25 protein-coding genes and 1 pseudogene are annotated in these 19,984 nt (G+C 45.5%); 22 read left to right on the top strand and 4 right to left on the bottom strand.

Annotation, left to right across the window (positions count from 1 at the left end; translation table 11 throughout):
- Positions 1 to 41 precede the first annotated feature (41 nt).
- The 13 genes and pseudogenes from D3P09_RS00235 to D3P09_RS00175 all read left to right on the top strand — a co-directional run.
- Positions 42 to 281 (top strand): annotated as a pseudogene (locus D3P09_RS00235) (SRPBCC domain-containing protein); the annotation flags it as partial.
- A gap of 146 nt (positions 282 to 427) precedes the next feature.
- Complete coding sequence (locus D3P09_RS00230; protein ID WP_120106007.1) at positions 428 to 1,012, top strand: GNAT family N-acetyltransferase; 585 nt, start codon at positions 428 to 430, stop codon at positions 1,010 to 1,012.
- Positions 1,013 to 1,054: 42 nt separating this feature from the next.
- Positions 1,055 to 1,375 (top strand): ArsR/SmtB family transcription factor, encoded by a 321-nt coding sequence (locus D3P09_RS00225; protein WP_120106004.1) that lies wholly within the window; start codon positions 1,055 to 1,057, stop codon positions 1,373 to 1,375.
- Between the two features lie 54 nt (positions 1,376 to 1,429).
- A complete protein-coding gene (locus D3P09_RS00220) occupies positions 1,430 to 1,861 on the top strand; it encodes a DMT family transporter (protein WP_120106001.1) in 432 nt (143 codons plus the stop codon).
- Positions 1,862 to 1,878: 17 nt separating this feature from the next.
- On the top strand, positions 1,879 to 2,343 hold the full coding sequence (locus tag D3P09_RS00215) for a DMT family transporter (RefSeq protein ID WP_120105998.1): 465 nt from the start codon (positions 1,879 to 1,881) through the stop codon (positions 2,341 to 2,343).
- A 148-nt stretch (positions 2,344 to 2,491) separates the two neighbouring features.
- Entirely contained in the window at positions 2,492 to 2,932 is a 441-nt protein-coding gene (locus D3P09_RS00210) for a MarR family transcriptional regulator (protein ID WP_120105996.1), read from the top strand.
- Between the two features lie 4 nt (positions 2,933 to 2,936).
- Positions 2,937 to 3,380: a pyridoxamine 5'-phosphate oxidase family protein gene (locus tag D3P09_RS00205; RefSeq protein ID WP_120105993.1), complete on the top strand. Its 444-nt coding sequence runs from the start codon at positions 2,937 to 2,939 to the stop codon at positions 3,378 to 3,380.
- 231 nt (positions 3,381 to 3,611) lie between these two features.
- On the top strand, positions 3,612 to 4,082 hold the full coding sequence (locus tag D3P09_RS00200) for a hypothetical protein (protein ID WP_120105990.1): 471 nt from the start codon (positions 3,612 to 3,614) through the stop codon (positions 4,080 to 4,082).
- Between the two features lie 83 nt (positions 4,083 to 4,165).
- Entirely contained in the window at positions 4,166 to 4,543 is a 378-nt protein-coding gene (locus tag D3P09_RS00195) for a hypothetical protein (protein ID WP_120105987.1), read from the top strand.
- A gap of 250 nt (positions 4,544 to 4,793) precedes the next feature.
- Positions 4,794 to 5,276: a MarR family transcriptional regulator gene (locus D3P09_RS00190; protein ID WP_243643852.1), complete on the top strand. Its 483-nt coding sequence runs from the start codon at positions 4,794 to 4,796 to the stop codon at positions 5,274 to 5,276.
- Positions 5,277 to 5,288: 12 nt separating this feature from the next.
- Positions 5,289 to 5,864: a nitroreductase family protein gene (locus D3P09_RS00185; protein WP_120105984.1), complete on the top strand. Its 576-nt coding sequence runs from the start codon at positions 5,289 to 5,291 to the stop codon at positions 5,862 to 5,864.
- Positions 5,865 to 5,878: 14 nt separating this feature from the next.
- The gene (locus tag D3P09_RS00180) at positions 5,879 to 6,370 is read left to right on the top strand and encodes a nitroreductase family protein (RefSeq protein WP_120105981.1); all 492 of its coding nucleotides are present in this window, start codon (positions 5,879 to 5,881) and stop codon (positions 6,368 to 6,370) included.
- A 191-nt stretch (positions 6,371 to 6,561) separates the two neighbouring features.
- Positions 6,562 to 7,134, top strand: a complete 573-nt coding sequence (locus D3P09_RS00175) for a YdcF family protein (RefSeq protein WP_243643851.1) — start codon at positions 6,562 to 6,564, stop codon at positions 7,132 to 7,134.
- A 73-nt stretch (positions 7,135 to 7,207) separates the two neighbouring features.
- Here D3P09_RS00175 and msrA read toward each other — a convergent pair whose 3' ends face one another.
- Positions 7,208 to 7,729, bottom strand: a complete 522-nt coding sequence (msrA, locus tag D3P09_RS00170) for a peptide-methionine (S)-S-oxide reductase MsrA (RefSeq protein WP_120108408.1) — start codon at positions 7,727 to 7,729, stop codon at positions 7,208 to 7,210.
- 257 nt (positions 7,730 to 7,986) lie between these two features.
- On the opposite strand from msrA, the gene D3P09_RS00165 reads away from it, so the two are divergent.
- Positions 7,987 to 8,856: an AraC family transcriptional regulator gene (locus D3P09_RS00165; RefSeq protein ID WP_120108406.1), complete on the top strand. Its 870-nt coding sequence runs from the start codon at positions 7,987 to 7,989 to the stop codon at positions 8,854 to 8,856.
- 69 nt (positions 8,857 to 8,925) lie between these two features.
- Here D3P09_RS00165 and D3P09_RS00160 read toward each other — a convergent pair whose 3' ends face one another.
- Together D3P09_RS00160 and D3P09_RS00155 are read right to left on the bottom strand one after the other, a co-directional pair.
- Positions 8,926 to 9,912 carry an arsenic resistance protein gene (locus D3P09_RS00160; RefSeq protein WP_120105978.1) on the bottom strand — a complete coding sequence of 329 codons (987 nt, stop codon included), beginning with the start codon at positions 9,910 to 9,912 and terminating at the stop codon, positions 8,926 to 8,928.
- 27 nt (positions 9,913 to 9,939) lie between these two features.
- Complete coding sequence (locus D3P09_RS00155) at positions 9,940 to 10,539, bottom strand: TetR/AcrR family transcriptional regulator (RefSeq protein WP_120105976.1); 600 nt, start codon at positions 10,537 to 10,539, stop codon at positions 9,940 to 9,942.
- A 190-nt stretch (positions 10,540 to 10,729) separates the two neighbouring features.
- Here D3P09_RS00155 and D3P09_RS00150 point away from each other — a divergent pair, with 190 nt between their 5' ends.
- The 3 genes from D3P09_RS00150 (at position 10,730) to D3P09_RS00140 (ending at position 13,977) form a co-directional block, all read left to right on the top strand.
- Positions 10,730 to 11,509 (top strand): nuclear transport factor 2 family protein, encoded by a 780-nt coding sequence (locus tag D3P09_RS00150; RefSeq protein WP_120105973.1) that lies wholly within the window; start codon positions 10,730 to 10,732, stop codon positions 11,507 to 11,509.
- A gap of 218 nt (positions 11,510 to 11,727) precedes the next feature.
- Entirely contained in the window at positions 11,728 to 12,540 is an 813-nt protein-coding gene (locus D3P09_RS00145) for an acyltransferase domain-containing protein (RefSeq protein WP_120105970.1), read from the top strand.
- Positions 12,541 to 12,573: 33 nt separating this feature from the next.
- A complete protein-coding gene (locus tag D3P09_RS00140) occupies positions 12,574 to 13,977 on the top strand; it encodes a right-handed parallel beta-helix repeat-containing protein (protein WP_243643850.1) in 1,404 nt (467 codons plus the stop codon).
- Between the two features lie 103 nt (positions 13,978 to 14,080).
- Here D3P09_RS00140 and D3P09_RS00135 read toward each other — a convergent pair whose 3' ends face one another.
- Positions 14,081 to 14,629: a TetR/AcrR family transcriptional regulator gene (locus D3P09_RS00135; protein ID WP_120105967.1), complete on the bottom strand. Its 549-nt coding sequence runs from the start codon at positions 14,627 to 14,629 to the stop codon at positions 14,081 to 14,083.
- Between the two features lie 184 nt (positions 14,630 to 14,813).
- Between D3P09_RS00135 and D3P09_RS00130 the strand changes: the two genes are divergently transcribed.
- The 5 genes from D3P09_RS00130 (at position 14,814) to D3P09_RS00110 (ending at position 19,950) form a co-directional block, all read left to right on the top strand.
- A complete protein-coding gene (locus D3P09_RS00130; RefSeq protein ID WP_120105964.1) occupies positions 14,814 to 15,854 on the top strand; it encodes an NAD(P)-dependent alcohol dehydrogenase in 1,041 nt (346 codons plus the stop codon).
- Between the two features lie 18 nt (positions 15,855 to 15,872).
- Positions 15,873 to 17,066, top strand: a complete 1,194-nt coding sequence (locus D3P09_RS00125; RefSeq protein ID WP_120105962.1) for a multidrug effflux MFS transporter — start codon at positions 15,873 to 15,875, stop codon at positions 17,064 to 17,066.
- Between the two features lie 16 nt (positions 17,067 to 17,082).
- Positions 17,083 to 17,481, top strand: coding sequence for a (R)-mandelonitrile lyase (locus D3P09_RS00120; protein WP_120105959.1), 399 nt, complete (start codon positions 17,083 to 17,085; stop codon positions 17,479 to 17,481).
- 186 nt (positions 17,482 to 17,667) lie between these two features.
- Positions 17,668 to 18,744 carry a DUF418 domain-containing protein gene (locus D3P09_RS00115; protein WP_120105956.1) on the top strand — a complete coding sequence of 359 codons (1,077 nt, stop codon included), beginning with the start codon at positions 17,668 to 17,670 and terminating at the stop codon, positions 18,742 to 18,744.
- Between the two features lie 60 nt (positions 18,745 to 18,804).
- Positions 18,805 to 19,950 (top strand): VanZ family protein, encoded by a 1,146-nt coding sequence (locus tag D3P09_RS00110; protein ID WP_120105953.1) that lies wholly within the window; start codon positions 18,805 to 18,807, stop codon positions 19,948 to 19,950.
- Positions 19,951 to 19,984 lie beyond the last annotated feature (34 nt).

The raw sequence follows: 19,984 nt of genomic DNA, 5'->3' as shown, positions 1-19,984 counted from the left end.
TGGACTGGCATCGCATGTATGACAAAGCAATCGGAAAGAAACCGAACACGAACATTTTCGTAGAGGTCGTCAGACCGGAGCGGATTGTGTTCAAGCATGCGGTATTTCCGCATTTTGTCGCGACTGCAAGCTTCGAGGATAGGGAAGGCCGTACACAGCTCACTTACCATACTGTATTTGAGTAGACGCCCGCTGTTTTCGATAAGGTAAAAACCTACGCAGTGCCAGGCGCTGAGCAGACGATGGAGCGTCTGCGTGAACATCTGGCAAGCTTGACTTAGATGATACGGTACTGGCCATATGGTTTCTTGTTTGCAGTCTGCAGCTAGAGGAATTAAGATTACAGATATCGGCTTGCAATATTGTCTCTTAAACCATTCGCGGTGCTGGCGATGTACAAGTTATATACAGCAAGGAGGAAACTTAGATGAGCAACAAGGAGCAGGACAGTATAGGGCTCCAGTTAGATGGTCGCGAAATTTATCTCAGATTGGCTAAGGAATCCGATCTGGACGATTATTATGCCTTTTTGCAAGATACAGAGATGATTCAGCTAACTGGTTCACAAAAATCTTTTACCCGAGAGGAAATCGCAGCTTGGATCAATAAGATTGGTCATCTGAATAGCGATGATCGAGTTGATTTATTGATCTTCCTGAAAGAAACCAATGAGCTGCTTGGCGAAGTGGTGCTCAATGAAATCGATAAGGTTAACCGCAGCGCCAACATTCGAATCGGCATTCAAGGCACTCGGCATCGCGGGAAGGGTTACGGAACTCAAGCAATGCTGCTCATGCTCCAATATGGCTTCAACACCCTAAATCTGCATCGGATAGATCTGGGCGTTTACGCCTTTAATCCGCGCGCAATTCACGTATACGAGAAGCTCGGCTTCAAGCGAGAGGGATTGCAGCGAGATGTTCTGTATATGAACGGTAAGTTTCATAATATGATTACGATGTCTATGCTGGAAGATGAGTTCAAAGCAGGAGATGAAAGTCAAAGTGAGTAATCAACAATTTACATATCGAGAATTATCGATTAATATAATACTATGAAAAATGACCTTGTGGAAGTTTTTAAAGTGCTGGGCAATGAGACCCGGCTGGACATGCTGGAGTGGTTGAAAGAGCCCCTGGAGCATTTTGATAAACCGACGGCGCATCTTTCCAAAAACATCAGCGAAAAGGGAGGCGTCTGTGTAGGGGATATTCAAGAGCGTGCCGGGCTGTCACAGTCAACGACTTCCCACTATTTGTCCATGCTTGAGCGCATCGGATTGCTTGAGTCTGAACGCCATGGGAAGTGGACCTATTACCGCAGAAACGAAAAAAACATTACGGAACTAACGGAGCGTTTAAAAATAGAGCTCTAAAAATTTTTGCTCATTCATATCGACAATTCTCGAAATAAGGATGTGATTAAACTCATGACGAAGATCTGGGTGTATGTACTTGCATTATTGGCTGGCGTCTCCTTAAGCATTGAAGGAGCTATATATGGGGTGCTGGGAGAATCAATCGGAAAGCTGGAGACCAGCTTTTATAATTTTGCAGTGGGTTCAGTCATTATCGGCGTTATATTGTTGTTTTTCGGCAAAGGCAAGCTGTCCTATTCGAAACGAGCGCCTAAGTGGCAGCTGAGCGGGGGGATATTAGGTGTCATTTATTTAACTTTACTCGTATACGGCATTCCTTATTTGGGAGTCGGTCTTACCATGATAAGCGTTATTGCCGGGCAAATGGCGATGAGTATGGTGATTGAGCATAATGGCTGGCTAGGAAGTGCGAAAATAAAGGTGACAAAAGAAAAAATGATGGCTGTCGCATTGATGTTCGCGGCATTGCTGCTCGTATTCTAAACTTGAGGGGATAACTAATGACTATTATTTTATTAGCAGGCGCACTTATTTGCGGCATATTGTTAAGCGCACAATCTTCCGTGAACGGGGCATTCAGCCGCGAGGCTGGCACGTTCGAAAGTACGTTTCTGACTTTATTGACTGGCGCGATGTTTTTGTTAATTGCGGTATTATTTTTCGGAAAAGGAGATATTGCCGGTGTTCTGGATGCTCCCAAATGGCAATTAAGCGCAGTTTGGTTCGGTGTCGGCTTCCTGTTCTTGACCATATTTGCAGTTCCGAAAATCGGGGTCATTGCTGCAAGTATTTCGACAGTAGTCGGGCAGTTGGGAGCGGGAATCGTCATAGACCACTTTGGCTTCTTCGGCGGAGCGCAGATTACATTCGATTGGCAGCGAGGTCTCGCTATCGTGCTTATGTTGATTGCTTTAAGATTGATTTATGTAGGGAATAGGAAAAGTCAGACGGCTAAAGACGGATAATCATCGCAATTCGCAGGTTAGTGGAACCTCCTTAGATAGGAGGTTTTTATTCTTTTCATTAGAGATATTGGAACGAAAAGTAAAAAATCCTCTTGCTAATAGTTCTATATAGTATTATCCTATATCGTAAGATAAAGGTGGTGGCTTCATGAAAACGGAGACGCGCGGGGGATTTTATATTTCCCAAATCAAGCAGCTAAGCAATCGGATTTTTGAAAAGTTTCTTAAAGAACATGCAATTGAGGAATTTAACGGAGCTCAGGGGCGCATCTTGTTTGTTCTTTGGCAGAAGGATGATGTGACCATAACGGAACTAGGCGAGAAGACATCATTAGCCAAGACGACGCTCACCAGCATGCTTGACCGTATGTGCGAGCAAGGCCATATTCAGCGCAACCCCGATCCCAAAGACCGGCGACAGATTCGGATTATACTTACTCCGCAGGCAAAAGCATTGAATGAACACTACGAGAAAGTCACTGCTCAGATGAATGAACTGTTTTATGAAGGATTTTCAGATAAAGAAATTGCTCAGTTCGACAACATGCTTGCAAGAGTGCTTCACAATCTAAAACGATACGAGGAGTAATGTGATGAATCCCGTTACCTTGAAGCAAATCAAGTCCTTGGTTGAAGAGTCTCCTACCATTATGGTTAGCTCTGTTGATGAAAGCGGATATCCGAACACTAAGCAAATGTTCAAGCGGGTGCATGATGGATTAGCAACCTTCTGGTTCTCGACGAACACTTCGTCTATTCGGACCCAGCAGTTTATAGCGAACTCGAAGGCGTCGCTTTATTTTGCAGGAAAAAACAACGGGCTTATGCTGATAGGAGATATGAAGGTTTGCCAGGATCATGAAAGCAGAGTTCTACTATGGACTGAAGGCGATGAAAAGTATTATCCGCTAGGCATAGATGACCCGGATTACTGTGTGTTTCAGTTTAATTCGATTAGCGGCAATTACTACTACAGCCTGGAAAAACACCTATTCACGATTGAGGAGCTAAGACAGGGTGCCGTATCTTCCATGTAACCATATGGAGCTGTATTACGAACGGATGGGTGTTGGAACTCCGGTGGTGTACTTACACAGCAGTTTTTCTCGTGGTATTTTGGCTTTTGCCGGTAACTTTGTTGAACTGCTATGATTTTGAAGGAGTGTAGGAGAGTGAAAACGAAATAATTAAACGTATTATTAATAATTGCTATGATTTTCTTAGCAAGCTGCAGCTCTTCGAAAGAGTCAATGGAAGAAATATGGCTTATGGCGGATGCCGATAATGCAGTGCAGGCAGAGATTTTCAGTGTCTGGACAAATTATTCATTTATCCTTGAATTTGTGATCGATGCTAAGACACCTGAAGACTACGCATATATTGTTGGGCGAATAGATGGCCCTCTGAGATGGAGTCCGATTCAAAGAATGAAATCATTAAGCAACATTTCACAAGAGCATGTCGATACTTTGATTCCAATAAATCTGCAAGAACCATTGTATAAGTTTGTAGATAATGTCGGAATTCATCAACAGCAGATTAAGGCCAACATTGAAGCGAAAAAGCTGGATGAACTTCATAAACATGACCTACAGATGCAGGAGATCATCGACGCTGTAAGAGAGCTGAATAATCTCTCAAATCGATTTTTGACTGATTTGGTGGAATCAGCTGAAACGCTTAGAATTCTTGAGAGTAGTAATATGCTTATCGAAAACGTATTGAATAATGAGGATTGAAATGAATATTCCTAGCAAACCCAACTTGGAGGGTTAATATTGGATGATGGTTTAAGGCAGCTATTCACACAAGGGGGAGTAGAATGATTGGCAGTACTTCTGACAAGAGACTTAGAGAAATATGTGATTCGGTCAAAGCTTCTCCAACTGTGATAACTGATGAAGAAATTATTTCTGCAATAAGTCGTTACCTACCAAGCTACAATTGTGAAGCTGCAGCGTTATCCTACTTTGCGATAATAGCGCACATCTGTTATTACCGGAGTGATATCGAAAAGCCCTTATTAAAAATTGCGCTAACACCAACCGTATATCTAGGAATCATAAACGCAGAAAAAGCAATAACGTGGGTACAAAGCAATGTAACCCAAAAATCATTTTTTGGGGAGCCAATAGATATGAAACAACAAAAGAAGGAAGAAAGTGGATTATGGATGAAATGCCAAAGCATGAGAATATGATAAGAGAGTTAATGGATCAAATTCAAAATGAAGCTGATGATAGCTAAACAGGAAACAAGCAGACGGTTGAACTGTCTGCTTTTTATATTGCCCTCGCATATGAATCAAAGGATTTCTGCATTGTCGGTTGATAATGATTATCATTCATGATATATTGTTAACTAGTTAACAAATCTTCAATGTGCTCTTATAAATGGCATCTCTAAAATGATTCGTTTTTAATTTACACATAAACAAGGAGTGGTTTAAGTTGGACACAACTCATCGAACGAAGCAGCTTTTGTATGAGCAATATATACGGTTGCTGCATGTCTTCGAAAGCCATAAGGAAATGGAAATGGATCAATTCTTCAACATTGCCGAAAGGACGGCCATTGAGAAGCTACCACAAAACTTAACGACGATTCATGTGCTCGATTGCATTGGCCATCATGAACCGATAAACAATACCGGAATTGCCGAAAAGATGAATTTGTCCAAGGCGAGCATTACGAAGATCGGCAATAAGCTGCTTGAGGAAGGTTTCGTCAAACGCACGCAGATGAATGACAATAAGAAGGAGATGTATTTTCGGCTGTCGCCGCAGGGCAAAAAAATCTTCGACTTGCATGAGCGGCTCCATGAACTAGAAGCGGAACGCTTTTATCGTTTTTTGGATAAATACTCGGATGAGCAGTTGAAGGTGATCCATCAGTTTCTTCAGGACACGAGCCTATTTATTGAATCCAGATAGGAGATGAACGGTATGAATTTGTCTGAATTGATTATGGCTCGGAGAAGCATTCGGAAATGCAATGCCTTGCCGGTAGAGCAAGAGCTGGTCATTGAATTGCTGAGAGACGCTGCTAGGCTGCAGCCTGCCTTGGACGCTGGCGCTTGGCGCGTAGTCTATGCGGGTACTCCGGAGTCAAGCAAACAGCTGGTGGACTATATGCTCGCGCAGATCACCCAGAGCAAGCTGGGCAAGCTGATTCCAGGGAAACTGCTGGATGTGATGAAAAGAAGATTTACAGAAATTCCTGCACATGTCATCGTGTTGTCTGCCCAAGGAACGGACCGGCTCACTAGCGATCGGAACTTTGCGGCAGTCTGCGGTATGATGCAGAGCTTTCAGCTGCTTGGCTGGGAACGGGGACTGGGCATGATTTGGGACACCGAGTCCATTATCCAAAATGAAAGTTTCTTTAAGGGAATCGGCATACGGGAGGACGAAAGGTTCGTCGGCATACTTCATCTGGGTTACTTCGACAAAGCACCTAGAGGCCGGAAAAGAACGCCGGCAGAGCGCAAGTGGACGATATGGGAAGGCAGCACGATATAAAGGAGGGCTAACGCATGAAACTATCTGATTTGGCGGAAGGATTGAACAAGCCGATCCATTTTGAAGAAAGACCGGTATCGAAGGAGCTTATGCTGGAGCTGCTTAATATTGCGGTCTGGGCGCCTAATGATGGACTTCGCGAGCCGTGGAGGTTTATATATGTCGACGGCCAAAACAGCGGGATACTGAATCGTCTGCAGGAACCAGCACCAGCCTATCTGTTGATCGTCATGCAGGCAGAGCATGATTCTCATAAGCAGGAGGAGGACTTTGCAGCTGTCAGCTGTCTGATTCAAAATTTCCGCTTGCTCGCCCATGAGCGAAGCTTAGGCGTCCGCTGGACGCTGAATGAATGGACGTATGACCGTAAACATGCAGAGGCCTTCATGTTACAAGACGATGAACGGATCGCTGCTGTGTTGGAAGTGGGGCATATCGCGGTTCATGCTGATGTAACTTCCGAGAAAGCGCTGCAAGAGCCTCAGCTGAGATTTGAACTGTTGTAGATTATGGTATGTTTTCAATGTTAGATGAACAGTCCTGCCGTTTTAGGGCAGGGCTGTTTTTTTCTAACTTTTGGTGAATAAACGAGATTAGGCTGCTCTTCAACGGTTAATAGCAACTAAATGATGCTTATAACCGTTATTCTTAAAAGGAATTAATTTGTGAAATACATTTAGAACGCAGGTGAGAGATTATGTCGGTTTTCATGAAACGAGCTTTAATCGCAGCAGCCATTCTTGTCAGCTGGTTTATTATTCACTCTGTACTCATCATCCTGGATGGTTTAACCGATGAATTGAAGCCAGTTGATGTGGCTGTTGTTCTTGGAAATAAAGTAGAGCTGAATGGTCAGCCTTCAGAACGGTTAAAAGCAAGATTAGACCGAACTGTGGAGTTATATGAAGAGGAATATTTCCCTATGGTCATCGTTAGCGGCGGTATTGGTTCGGAAGGATTCGATGAGGCCAAGGTGATGAAGGCTTACCTTGTGGATCAAGGGATACCTGGCAATAAAATCTTTGAGGATAACAACGGTTACAACTCCTATATGACCGCCCAGAATGCCAATAGAATCATGAAGGAGTTGGAGCTGGATTCTGCGATGATTGTGACTCAGTATTATCATGTAACTAGAACGAAATTGGCCTTCCGAAAAATGGATGTAAGCGACGTCTACGGAGCCCATGCTCGATTCTTCGAGATTAGAGATGTATATTCTATCATCCGAGAGTTTCCAGCGTATTATAAATATCTAATTGCTTATTGATGATAAGATATCTCAAGCATCCGAATAAGCAGCAGAAAAGGCACCTAAAGAGGTGCCTTTTTGTTTAAGGGCATTAATCTTTGCTCCAATATTTTTCGATAATGGCGTCACGGCCAGAATAGATGCGGGATTCTTTATAAAATTCCGGGTTTTTCTTATGGTAGTTTTGATGATATTCTTCAGCCGGATAGAAGACGGAAGCCTCCTCAATTGAAGTGACCACTGGTTTGTCGAAGCGTCCGCTTTTATCAAGTTCTTCACGGGATTTCAGCGCCAGCAATCTTTGCTCTTCATTATGATAGAGAATAGCAGCGCGGTATTGGCTCTTGCGATCGTTGCCTTGGCCTACAGCGTCAGTGGGGTCGATCTGAGGCCAATAAAGCTCAAGCAGCCTCTCATAAGAAAAAACTTTCGGATCAAAGGTGATTTGCACAACCTCCTGATGTCCTGTTTCTCCAGTCAGCACCTGCTCATAGGTTGGATTCTCGACATGCCCGCCCATATAACCGGATACGATCCCATGGATGCCAGGCTGCTCTTCGAATGGAGTCACCATACACCAGAAGCATCCGCCAGCGAAAGTTGCCTTTTGCAGCATATTCATTCCTCATTTCTAGTTAGCAGTACTTCATAGATGCTATATTAGTTCCTAATATTAAGCGATCAAATCGTAAAATACAATAAGAGACCGATATATTTAATGATATTTAGATATAGTTAGTTTTAATTCGTTGGATAGATCCAAATTGCGATCCGCAGGAAAAATTAATTATATATGTTTTTACTAACCAGCTTGCCAAGGGATGCTGTTAAACTATACATATATTGAGCAGATATGGGGTGTTATTCGATTTGGATTGGTTAAAACGCATGAATAGCGCGTTGGAATATATTGAATCCAATCTTGCTGGCAAGATTGACTACGATCAAGCGGCCCGTATTGCTTGCTGCTCCACCTACCATTTGCAACGAATGTTTCCGTTCATAACGAATGTTCCATTGTCTGAATATATCAGGCGCAGGCGGCTGACATTTGCCGCATTTGAATTGCAAAACAGCGGAGTGAAGGTCATTGACGTGGCATTAAAATACGGCTACGAATCACCTGAGGCATTCTCCAGAGCATTCAAAAAGATGCATGGCGTCATGCCGATGTCCGTGCGCGACAGGGGTGTGCCGCTTAAAGCTTATCCTCGTATGTCCTTTGATATCTCGATTCGCGGAGCTGTGGAGATGAATTATAGGATTGAGGAAAAACAAGGCTTCGAAATGTTTGGTGTGACAAATGAAATCACTGCAGGCGGAGAAAATCCGTTCATTGAAATCCCGCAGTTTTGGAAGAATTGCATAAATGATGGAACCATTGATCGAATTCGTGCAGCTGCAGGACTTGAGGAAGATGGCGAGATCCATTCGGTGTTATTCAACAATAATGGCGAGAAATTCACCTACTTGATCGGTTATTTCCTGCCGGAGAGCGGCATACCGCATGGATACAAGCAGATCCGGATCTCACCGCAGACCTATGCGATCTTTACGACAGGCTTAAATCCGCAAAACGATATTCATGATATATGGAGACGTATATCGTCAGAATGGTTTCCAACCAGCGATTATGAGTACGCCAACGGTCCTGAGTTTGAAATGAGCTACAATAGAGGCAACGGCATGTATGAGATGGAAGTGTGGATCCCTGTTGTCAAAAGGGTGGAGTCTATTTGAAGCAGAATAGTTGCAAACCATACGAAACAACCTCAAATCCAATGATTTGAGGTTGTTTTTGTAAATTAACTAAACAAGTGATTTATTATTGTCCGCATCCCGCAAAATCACGTTCGGAATTAACCGTACATAAATCAATTCTCCTATAAGCTCGACTATCGTTTGCGTAACGATGATGGCTGCTGCCAGCGTGCTCAAATGGTCAGGCAACGATAAGGCAAGGGGAAGCACGACCAGCGAGTTGCGGGTTCCGGAGCTAAAAATGACAGCACGTCCGGAGGCGGCATCTAACTTAAACCATTTGACTATATATCGTGTAATACACGGCATGATAAGCATGAAAGCAAAGTAGACCGGTATAACTTTAATAATGATATTCCAATAGGATGATAGCTTGCTAATTTGCGAAGCCACAATTATAAACAACGTGAAGGCCATGAGCGGGACTGGAATCCAGGCAGACCAATCCAACAGCTTAGCGCTGCTGCGATTTTTTCTTGAGAACAATTGTATGATGATCGCCAGCAATAGCGGCATGACGATAATGATAAGGAATGCTTCGACAAAAGGCCCCGGGCTCACGACTTCCGATGCCATCTTGCCCATGAACAGCCAGAGGTAGACGGGCAATAGAACCATTTGGGTGACAAATAGAATTGGCGTTGACAGCAGCATCAGCTTCTCATTCCCGCGTCCCAGATGGGTGAAGACGATAACATAATCGATGCAGGGCGCCAGCAGCACCAGATAAACACCTAGCAACACAGGGGTTTGCTGAGGCAGCAGCTGAGACAATAACCATACGACTACCGGTACCGCAACATAATTGGCGGTCAGAATAGCAAGGATAAAACGCCGGTTTCCAAGCGATTCTTTGATCGAAGTAAAGGGGATTTGTGTAAACATACCGTACATTAATACAGCTATAACGATTGAGATCATGATGTGATTATCTAATGCCATTGTTAGCTGAGGGACATACAAGCCAAGCCCAGCCGCTGCCGCTAGTGCAGCAATATATACCCATATCTGATTTTGTTCCAGTTGTTCTCTCATTCCCGATGATTCTCTCCTTTATACGGCCTACTCCTCAACTTCCAACCCGGCTGCTTTCAAATGTCCGTAGGCGACGAGTTTGCTGAACTGCGCTGCAATCTCTTCTGCGGGAAGGGGCTTATTGTTCTTAATCCACCAAAGGACGATCCCCATGAAGGATGACACGAGGTATTCGAGCAGCAATTCCTTGGATATGGTTCCTTGAGCCATGTTCCATCCCTCATTCAGCTTATCTTTAATCAAACTCTCCATCTTGACGCGGAACTGGTAGAGTCTGTTCTCTTCAATCAACATGGCGTGATAAAAGGTAATGTGATGTGAGATATGCTCCAGCACGGTTTGCATGACGGCTTCGAGCACAGCAATGCGGTACGGATTCATGCCAATGGGACAAAGAATGACGGTCTCCTTTAAGTCGCTTAATAACTCATTGATGCAAGTATCCAGTAAATCGGGCTTGCTTTGATAGTGGAGGTAGAACGTATTCCGATTAATCATCGCCCGATCGGCAATATCCTGAATGGTTATCGCTTCGTAACCCTTCTCCTTAATAAGCTCATAAAAGGCCTTGCGAATAGATTGCTTGGTCCGCACGATTCGCAGGTCGACTTTCTTGCTTTTGGTCATGTTTGGTTCTCCTTAAACTGATATTGAGTCGTTATGCGACAAAGCCGGATGAAATGTCTGATATCCTGCATAACGCAACATATTGAATATTGAGCATCAAAGCCTCCTTCATTATAATGAACGTGAGATAAATAAACAACACATGCACATTATTTATCTGATGACTATAAACGTACAGGAGGAACATTCTATGACTATCGATCATCAAAATGATTTAGTGCGCAAGGCGATCGCCGTGCTGGAAAGCTTAGAAAGCGGCAATCCCGTTGCGATCACGCAATTCGTTCATCCAGAACGATACATTCAACACAATCAGGCTTTGCCCGACGGCCGGGACGCCATGCTAGGCGCGCTTAATCATTTGCAGGAGGCCGGCACCAAAGTAAGCGTTAAACGAGCAATAGCCGATGGAGATTTTGTAGTCCTTCATTCGGTGTATCAGTTCTTTGGCTCTAAGGTTGGCATTGATATTTTTCGATTTGAGAACGGACTTATCGTGGAACACTGGGATAACCTGCAGGAGATGGCGGAGAGGACACCAAGCCATCATACGATGATTGATGGACCGGTTGCGATTCAGGATATGGATAAGACGGATGTGAACAAAGCATTGGTTAAGAGCTATGTGGAGAACATCTTGCTGCGGAGGAATTCTGAGCTGCTCGCCTCTTATTTTGACGGGGATCGCTATATTCAGCATAGTCCGCATATCGCAGACGGTCTCTCCGGTCTTCATGCAGCATTACAATCGTTGAAGGAGCGAAATATAGAGTTTCAATATAATCGGATTCATCACGTGATCGGGCAAGGTAATTTTGTGCTTACGGTAAGCGAAGGCACCTTTGATGGCAAGCCTACTGCTTTCTACGATTTATTCCGTGTGGAGAACGGAAAGATTGCGGAGCATTGGGATGTGATAGAGTCTATCTTACCGGCAGAAAAACGAAAAAATGTGAACAGCAGATTTTGAGCTGCTGGCTTTGTAGTTTCTTAGGATAATTAACATTAAACCATGTTAATGTTTCATGGTGAAGCGCGGTCTGATAAAGACTGCGCTTTTTTTCGGTCCGATCCATTTTACGACGCAGACATGTAGATTTTGGGTTGACGGCAACAAGTTCTAATGAGACCATTTGTCTCAGGCAGTTAACTGACATTCGAACTAGTGCATGAAGGAGAGCGATCTGTATGCATATGAAGGAATTTTGCAATGGAATCAAGTTAGGTGAGGCAGCTAGCGGGATCGTTATGGATTACCATATGCAAGAGAGTGAATATGCGGAGTTAAAACGACAATTTCAACAGGAGCGCCATGCATTCTTCCAGCTAGTCACGGGAGCAGCGGGATACAGGCAAAAGCTGCTTTATCTATTCGTGAGATTTGCCATGGATGCCTATGAGGAGTACCAGGTTCGGGGAATATCCGACGACGTTTATTTCAATACATTTTCAGATATACGGATTTGGAGCGAGGTTTGCTGCCGTGATTTTGGCGAATATGGCATTGAGGAGTACAACTGGCTGCAAGAGCATGTCAGGCTTCGGCTGTTTCGTCTTGGCAGAATGCAATTTCAGCCCATTGCAATGGAAGGTGACGTGAAGGCCGGAGACGTGATAGTGGAGAACAAACAGCTTGTGCTGAATGTACACATTCCAGAAGGGGGCGCGTTGAGCCCGCAAGAGGTCGCTCATTCCTTCTCGTTAGCCCGGGCATTCTTCAGAGGCATAACTCCTGTTTTTATCTGCCAATCCTGGCTGCTGTACCCGGGGCTTGATCATATTATGAAGTCCGATTCGAATATATTGCAGTTTCAGCGGCTGTTCCATATCTATGAGGTCGATGAAGCAGCCAAGGAAGCCGAGCAGCGAATCTTCAATCGAGTTGCAGCAGACCCATCCGAATATGGAGAGGACACGAGCTTGCAGCATGCAGCGAAAGCGTATCTCCTGGCTGGCGGCAAGTTGGGCAGGGGCAGCGGGATCTATGTACCAATTGACTAGAGTGAATCATTGAGTTGTAAGGACGTGAGCATTATGAGCAAAAAAATGAAAAAAGCTGTGATGTGGACTGGCCTCCTCATCCTGTTGTCGGTTATCGCCATTTATATCCTCGATAGAAACGATTCAAACGACACATTGGATTCGGATTCAATAACTGAGCCATCGGAAGCGGCGTTGGAATCATCTGCAATGGATTATTATGTCTCACCGCAAGGGAAAGATGCCAATCCGGGAACCAGAGATGCGCCGCTTGCCAGCATCCAGAAAGCAATCGAGGTAGTAAAGCCAGGCTACTCTGTCATCCTTCTCGGTGGCGCATATCACCAAACGGTGAGCATTGAGAAATCAGGGTCGTCTGAACAGGGCTATATAACATTGCGCAATGCGGCGGGACAAACCGCTATATTGGATGGTAAAGGCATAGAGCTAATAGAGGATGGCGCCATTAGCATCAACAATGCCAGTTATGTTCGTGTGACAGGGCTTGAAATACGCAACTACCATACAAGCTCCGAAGATGTCACGCCCATTGGCATTCATGTGAGCGGCAGCGGCAGTCATATTGAAATTATAGCAAATCGCATTCACGATATGGGAACCCATGCAGGTCAGCAGTCAGGCGGCGGCAATGCGCATGGCATTGCTGTATACGGCAATTCGACTGAACCGCTGAACGAGATTGCTATTATCCAAAATGAGTTGTATAACCTGAAGCTTGGAGCCAGCGAAGCTATGGCGATCAATGGAAATGTAGACGGTTTTCGCGTGTTGCAGAACATTGTGCACGATAACGACAATATCGGAATTGATATTATTGGGTTTGAAGGCATCGCACCGAATCCGGTCCTAGATCAGGCGCGAGGTGGTGTTATTCAAGAAAATCATGTGTACCATATTTCCTCTTATGGGAATCCCGCATATGGGAATGAGTATTCAGCTGCCGGCATCTATGTAGACGGCGGCAAAGATATCAAAATCGTCGATAATGACTTACATGACAATGATTTCGGAATAGAGCTGGCCAGTGAGCATGCGGGCGGTGCAACTTCCTATATTGAGGTATCGCTCAATCGCATTTATAACAATAGTGCGGCAGGCATTACGCTTGGCGGATATGACGAAGATCGCGGCAGGACAGATCATTGTGTGATTGCAGAAAATCAGTTCATAGAAAACAACGCCAAGCGTATGGGTTATGGTGAAATCAATCTGGCTTTTGATACGCGGAACAATGAATTGCACAACAACTATATCCAGCCGAATGAGGATGGGCTCATGATCACCAACGAGTTCACGCAAAATGAAGGTAATAATATTGACTTCAATCACTACAGCAGCAAGGATAAGTCAACTTGGATATGGAAGGGCATAGAGTATGAGGACTTCGAAGCCTATCAGACAGGGACAGGGAACGATATGCATTCCGATATGAGCTAAGAAAAAACCATAAGGGCAGATAAACAAAGGGCAACCTAATAGAGTTGTCCTTTGTTTTTTGTATCCATGTTGAACTTACTATCTGTACAATGCAGCCAGCGGATTATAAGGTTCTTTCCAGCAAGGTCCCGATTTGTTTAGCCATCGCTTGGGGAGGATAGGGCATCTCATTTCTAATCCACCATTCAATAATGCCCACATAAGCGGTGCCCGCATATTGCAGGATAATATCTTCATCCAGATCCGTATTTTTTCCGCTTTCTCTGTCAATTTCGCCTTTGAATCCTTTCATAAAAGAAGCAAGAAGCCGGGATCTAAAGGATGAAGGAACGCCCGTACTGGCTAGCATGGTGGAAAAAAACAAGTAGTTCTTCTCAAAATATTCGAAATAAGGGACAAGAGCGTCATTCCAGTCCAACTCGCATGCCCATTCATCCATCGCGCCCAGCTCATGAAGATGCGCCTCGATCAGCTTATCCAATAAATCAAATTTGTCTTGGTAATGAAGATAGATGGTGCCGCGATTGACATTGGCCCGGTCGGCAATATCTTGAATGGTAATGCCGTCGAATGATTTTTCCGCCATGAGCTCGATAACGGCCGCTTTCAAAGATTCCTGCGTTTTAAGTATTCTTCGATCTAATTTTGCCACACTGTACCACCAAGCTTTCTATAATAATTTACAATATAGGCTGATTTGTTGAGATATCAACAGAATCCGATTTTTTAACCATTGAATGTTTGCTCCTAATTTTATAATAATAGACACATGTCGATTAATCAATTCTAGTTGATTAAACAAAACGTATTTACTGTTAGAAAAGGAGATTATGCAGATGTGCAAAACATATGTGTTAAGCGTACCCGCTGCCAAAGCGCCGTTTGAAAAAACGATCATTGAAAGGAGAGCGCTGCGTCCCTATGATGTATCGATTGCTATAAAGTTCAGCGGTATATGCCATTCCGATATTCACAGCGCTCATGGGGATTGGGCTGGAGGCATATTTCCGATGGTGCCCGGCCATGAGATTACCGGGATTGTGACTGAGGTAGGGGAGAAGGTGTCGAAGTTTGCCGTTGGAGACAGAGTTGGCGTTGGATGTTATGTGGACTCTTGCGGAGAGTGCGAGTACTGCTTTCGCGGCGAAGAGCAGTATTGTTCGAAAGGACATGTAGCAACCTATAACTCCTTGGATTATGACGGCAATCCTACTTATGGCGGTTACAGCCAAAAAATTGTCGTTACGGAAAGATTCGTCGTGCATATCCCGGACCCAATGGAGCTGGATGTTGCCAGCCCGCTTCTATGCGCAGGCATTACCACATATTCTCCGCTCAAACGCTGGAATGCCGGTCCAGGGAAGCGGGTAGCCATTCTGGGAATGGGCGGACTTGGTCACGTTGCCATACAGTTCGCGCGTGCGATGGGGGCCGAAGTGACCGTTCTAAGCCGGGCAGGGGATAAAAAGCAAGAAGCGCTGGGCTTTGGCGCAGACGAATATTTTTCAACGCTTGACCCTGATACATTCAAGAAGTTAGCAGGACGGTTTGACCTGATATTGAACACAGTGTCTGCTGCTATTGAAGTCGATTTATATTTATCCCTGCTGCGCGTAGATGGTACGCTGGTGAATGTAGGGGCGCCTGCCGAGCCGAGTCAATACCAAGTATTTTCAATAATCATGAGCCGCCGCAGCATTGCGGGCTCCTTGGTCGGCGGGCTTCCGGAGACGCAAGAGATGCTTGATTTTGCAGCTGAGCATGGGATTGTTCCTCAGATTGAGGTGATTCGCGCCGATCAAGTGGATGAAGCTTATGATCGAATTCTGAGAAGTGACGTCCGGTATCGGTTTGTGATCGATATCTCGACCTTATAAATGGATATGAACGATGCCATGATGAAAAATTCGCTGAGATTGGCTTTAATCCTGGCTGCTTTCTCTGCGCTTGGTCCATTTACGGTCGATATGTATCTATCGTCGCTGCCGCAAATTATGGATTTTTTCGATTCCAATACATCTATGATTCAAGCCAGTTTAACCGCCAGCCTGTTAGGCTTGGGCTTGGGCCAGCTAGTCATGGGGCCGTTAAGCGACAGCTACGGCAGACGCAATCCGCTGCTAATGGCTATGGTTATCTACATTTTATCTTCGATTGGCTGTGCTTTTGCTTCCAATATCGAATCATTTATCCTGCTGCGTTTCATTCAAGGAGTGGCTGCCTCCGCCGGACTTGTCATATCCCGCGCGATTGCCCGGGATAGGTACAGTGGAGTGGAGTTGACGAAATTTATCTCCCTGCTTACATTAATCAGCAATGTTGCTCCCTTAATCTCACCCAATGCAGGAACTGCTGTGACATCATTCAGTTCGTGGATTGGCGTATTTGTTACTTTGGGAGTGTTCGGATTGCTATTAATGGGAGTTACAGCATGGGGCCTAAGAGAGAGCTTGCCGGTGCAGAATCGCGTCCCGCACAACTTTATGACTTTGTTGAAGAACTATAAGCATTTGGTCTCTGACCGGATATTTATGGGATATGCTCTGGTTAACGGTATATTGTTCGCAGGTGTATTTGCCTTTGTGGCAGGCACTCCATTTATTTACCAAAACATGTTTGGGGTGTCGCCCCAACTATTTTCAATCTTATTTGCTTTGAACGGCTTGGCGATTATGCTGGGTTCGCAATTTGTCAAAAGATTGGCAGGCAAGTGGGAGGGGCGCCGTTTATTGCGACTCGGATTAACTTTATCCTTTATCTCAACTGCAGCGCTCCTTAGTGTAGTATTATTAGAGGGAACATTATGGATGATTTTTGGTTCTACATTCTTGTTTGCTGTATCTATTGGAATTGTGGGACCCGTGTCTGTCAGCTTAGCGATGGAACAGCATGGCCAAATGGCAGGAAGCGCCTCAGCCGTAATCGGCAGCTTTCATTATGCTTTAGGCGCGGTCACATCTCCATTAGTCGGCATTGCGGGCGAGCATTCTGCCATCCCTTTTGGCATCGTTATTTTTACAACCAGTGTTCTGGCCATTCTTTCTCATCTTGTCTTGATCAGAAAAGCAAGGACAGAATACGCAACTTAATTGGAGGGATTACACGATGGAAATTAAACGAGCGGGTTCCCGACCTTCAGGCAAAGGGAACACGGACTATTTTACCGGCACTGTACGCATTGATCCCATCATTGAGGCAGCTGAGCCTGCCCGGGTAGCTGCGGCTGCTGTTACGTTTGAACCAGGGGCGCGGACGGCATGGCATACGCATCCTCTGGGACAGACTCTGATCGTAACGGCAGGCAAAGGCCGGGTTCAACGCTGGGGAGGCGAGATTGAGGAGATCAGCCCAGGGGATGTAGTCTGGTTCCCGCCAGGGGAGAAGCATTGGCATGGCGCGTCGCCTACTACAGCGATGACTCATATCGCCATCCAGGAACGGCTTAACGGACAGGCGGCGGAATGGCTGGAGAAAGTCAGCGATGAGCAATACACTTCTTCGTAAAACCAATTTCATTCAATACCGATTTGAAATGCTGATCATTCATGATCGGCATTTTTTTATGCAATCATGCTCACAACCACCTCAAGGATTGTCATGTTTAAGGTTTATGTAAGGTTGGCATAAAGAGGGTGTAAGCTGCGGGCCCTAGACTTAAATTTGTTTACATCATTGTCGGGAGGTTTATGTATGCAACAACCATCGGTCACGCCAAAAGAAAGAATCGTATCGCTCGATATTATTCGCGGACTGGCGCTGTTCGGAATTATGCTCATTAATATTGGCGGCTATCGCGTTATAACAGAAGGTATGGAGATGCCCGCAATCACAGGGGCAGACGCCATCATCCAATCGCTTATTACTGTACTGGTGCAAAAAAAGTTCTTTTCCATCTTTTCGTTTCTATTCGGCGCCGGATTTTATTTGTTTGCTTCGCGGGCTGAAAGCCGAGGCGACAAGCCGCGCAGGCGGTTTGCAAGAAGGTTGTTTGTTCTCTTGCTGATGGGCATTGTGCACATCTTTATATTTTGGGGCAGCATATTGCCGATCTATGCGATTGCAGGCTTTCTGCTGGTTCCTTTTTACCGGGCAAGCTTGCCCGCCATTGCATGGATAGGGGGCATACTGCTTGCGCTGCATCTTCTGGCGAATGCAATCATGCTGTGGCTGCCGAATCTGGCGCCAGCTGTCGCAAGTGCCGCCGGCTTTCTTGCCAATGATGCGGTTACCATTTTTCTGATGTTTCTATCGGGCTTCCTTGCCGCCAAAGCAGGATGGATCGGCAGAACGGGCGAGCACCTGGGTTCTATTCGGAAGCTGTTTTTCTTGCTGCTGCCGATTGCAATCGGGTTTGTTTTGTGGACATGGACAGCGTCTATGAATGAAGACCCGCAGTTATCTTTGATCGTTTCTTTTGGAGCGGTGCCTTTGGCTTATTTCTTCCTGGCCGGCTTGTTCTGGCTGCTGGAGAATCGATTAATTGCCGTTTTGCTTAGCCCGGCAGCTAAAGTAGGGCGCTTGGCGCTAACCAATTATGTCGCACAGAGCTTGATAGGGGTTGCCTTGCTGAATGCATTCGGAATCGAACTGCCGGCCCCAAGGCAAATCGTAGTGCTAGCGATAGCTATATTTATGATTCAGGTGGCATTCAGCTCTATATGGCTGCGGTATTTCCGCATGGGTCCGCTGGAGAAGCTGTGGAGATCGTTGACTTACGGCAAGTCTACTCGGAAGAAGGCGGAGGGACCGGCTTCCAACCGTGCATAATACAAGCCGATCTTAACCATATTGTTAAAATCAATCCGCATAACAGGATAAGGTGATGGAATGTCGTTTTATGCGCAGCCGCTCTTAGTGGCCGTTCTGTTCTTTTTGTTACTCGGGATGCTGTTGTTTGTGCCGTGGCTGATTTACAGCTATCGAAAATACGGTTTTTTCAGCTTCTGGGCTACCTTGGTTGTATTTTCGTTTATCTATTATATGATCTCGGCGTTGTTTCTTGTTTTGCTGCCGCTTCCATCATCCTATGACACTTGCGCGCAGCAAGCGCCGGGTACGGTTTATTATTCCCTGATGCCGTTTACCTTTATTACGGATATGCTGCAAGACGGTACCGTCCAATGGACGCAGCCGGGCACATATCCGCAAATCCTTAAGCAAAAGGCGTTTTGGCAGGCTGCTTTTAATGTGCTGCTGCTTGTGCCGTTCGGCGTATATCTTCGCTATTTCTTCCGGGAGAAACGCCATTGGAGAAGGGCGCTTGGCCTTGGATTCTTGCTATCGCTGTTTTACGAAGTGACGCAACTGACGGGAATATACGGGCTGTACAAATGCCCTTACCGTTTGTTTGATGTCGACGATCTAATGCTGAATAGCATGGGTGCGCTTATCGGTTATTTTGGGGCGCCAATTGTGCTCGCGTTGTTCCCTTCCAGGGAGAGCTTGCAAGCAAAAAAGGAAAGCTTCGAGGAAAAAAGGCATGCGGCCCCGGTGGCTCAACTGCTTGCTCTGCTTGTCGATTATGTGATTATCCGGCTGAGCCATTCCCTGACTACGGGAATTGTGACCGCCAACGCCTTTGCGGAAGCGGCGCATGTAACGATCGGATTTCTGATCATGTTCGGTGTCGTGCCCTATTTCCTGAAAGGCAAGACAGTTGGAACCAGCCTTCTGCGCCTCCGTGTGGCGGATCGCGAGGGACAGCCGCCGGCGATGAGAGCACTTCTGAAGCGAACGCTTGCTTTGTATGTGCCGTGGCTATTGTCCGGAATACTCGGCGCTTTGACCGATATGACGCTGCCGTACGGCTCTCCATTTTACGGATACGGGGTATGGCTGCAGATCGCACTGTTTTTGCTGTCCGCCGCCATGTGGGCCGTGCTGTTTGTCCATGCGCTAATTGTTATATTGCATAGGGGGCAACGAAGCTTTTATTTTGATTATTGCGCCGATCTGCGCTGCGTTAAACGTTAGTATTGCGCGGGGCACGGCTATCATAAGAGGAGAT

The sequence above is a fragment of the Paenibacillus pinisoli genome (assembly GCF_003605435.1).
GTDB lineage: Bacteria > Bacillota > Bacilli > Paenibacillales > Paenibacillaceae > Pristimantibacillus > Pristimantibacillus pinisoli.
This window is presented reverse-complemented; position numbering and strand designations above follow the sequence as displayed.

Excerpts from the sequence above, each read along its gene's own strand:
- D3P09_RS00230 (WP_120106007.1), top strand. The coding sequence starts at position 428 with ATGAGCAACAAGGAGCAGGACAGTATAGGGCTCCAGTTAGATGGTCGC.
- D3P09_RS00225 (WP_120106004.1), top strand. The coding sequence starts at position 1,055 with ATGAAAAATGACCTTGTGGAAGTTTTTAAAGTGCTGGGCAATGAGACC.
- D3P09_RS00220 (WP_120106001.1), top strand. The coding sequence starts at position 1,430 with ATGACGAAGATCTGGGTGTATGTACTTGCATTATTGGCTGGCGTCTCC.
- D3P09_RS00215 (WP_120105998.1), top strand. The coding sequence starts at position 1,879 with ATGACTATTATTTTATTAGCAGGCGCACTTATTTGCGGCATATTGTTA.
- D3P09_RS00210 (WP_120105996.1), top strand. The coding sequence starts at position 2,492 with ATGAAAACGGAGACGCGCGGGGGATTTTATATTTCCCAAATCAAGCAG.
- D3P09_RS00205 (WP_120105993.1), top strand. The coding sequence starts at position 2,937 with ATGAATCCCGTTACCTTGAAGCAAATCAAGTCCTTGGTTGAAGAGTCT.
- D3P09_RS00200 (WP_120105990.1), top strand. The coding sequence starts at position 3,612 with ATGGCGGATGCCGATAATGCAGTGCAGGCAGAGATTTTCAGTGTCTGG.
- D3P09_RS00195 (WP_120105987.1), top strand. The coding sequence starts at position 4,166 with ATGATTGGCAGTACTTCTGACAAGAGACTTAGAGAAATATGTGATTCG.
- D3P09_RS00185 (WP_120105984.1), top strand. The coding sequence starts at position 5,289 with ATGAATTTGTCTGAATTGATTATGGCTCGGAGAAGCATTCGGAAATGC.
- D3P09_RS00180 (WP_120105981.1), top strand. The coding sequence starts at position 5,879 with ATGAAACTATCTGATTTGGCGGAAGGATTGAACAAGCCGATCCATTTT.
- D3P09_RS00175 (WP_243643851.1), top strand. The coding sequence starts at position 6,562 with ATGTCGGTTTTCATGAAACGAGCTTTAATCGCAGCAGCCATTCTTGTC.
- D3P09_RS00160 (WP_120105978.1), bottom strand. The coding sequence starts at position 9,912 with ATGAGAGAACAACTGGAACAAAATCAGATATGGGTATATATTGCTGCA.
- D3P09_RS00155 (WP_120105976.1), bottom strand. The coding sequence starts at position 10,539 with ATGACCAAAAGCAAGAAAGTCGACCTGCGAATCGTGCGGACCAAGCAA.
- D3P09_RS00150 (WP_120105973.1), top strand. The coding sequence starts at position 10,730 with ATGACTATCGATCATCAAAATGATTTAGTGCGCAAGGCGATCGCCGTG.
- D3P09_RS00145 (WP_120105970.1), top strand. The coding sequence starts at position 11,728 with ATGCATATGAAGGAATTTTGCAATGGAATCAAGTTAGGTGAGGCAGCT.
- D3P09_RS00140 (WP_243643850.1), top strand. The coding sequence starts at position 12,574 with ATGAGCAAAAAAATGAAAAAAGCTGTGATGTGGACTGGCCTCCTCATC.
- D3P09_RS00130 (WP_120105964.1), top strand. The coding sequence starts at position 14,814 with ATGTGCAAAACATATGTGTTAAGCGTACCCGCTGCCAAAGCGCCGTTT.
- D3P09_RS00125 (WP_120105962.1), top strand. The coding sequence starts at position 15,873 with ATGATGAAAAATTCGCTGAGATTGGCTTTAATCCTGGCTGCTTTCTCT.
- D3P09_RS00120 (WP_120105959.1), top strand. The coding sequence starts at position 17,083 with ATGGAAATTAAACGAGCGGGTTCCCGACCTTCAGGCAAAGGGAACACG.
- D3P09_RS00115 (WP_120105956.1), top strand. The coding sequence starts at position 17,668 with ATGCAACAACCATCGGTCACGCCAAAAGAAAGAATCGTATCGCTCGAT.
- D3P09_RS00110 (WP_120105953.1), top strand. The coding sequence starts at position 18,805 with ATGTCGTTTTATGCGCAGCCGCTCTTAGTGGCCGTTCTGTTCTTTTTG.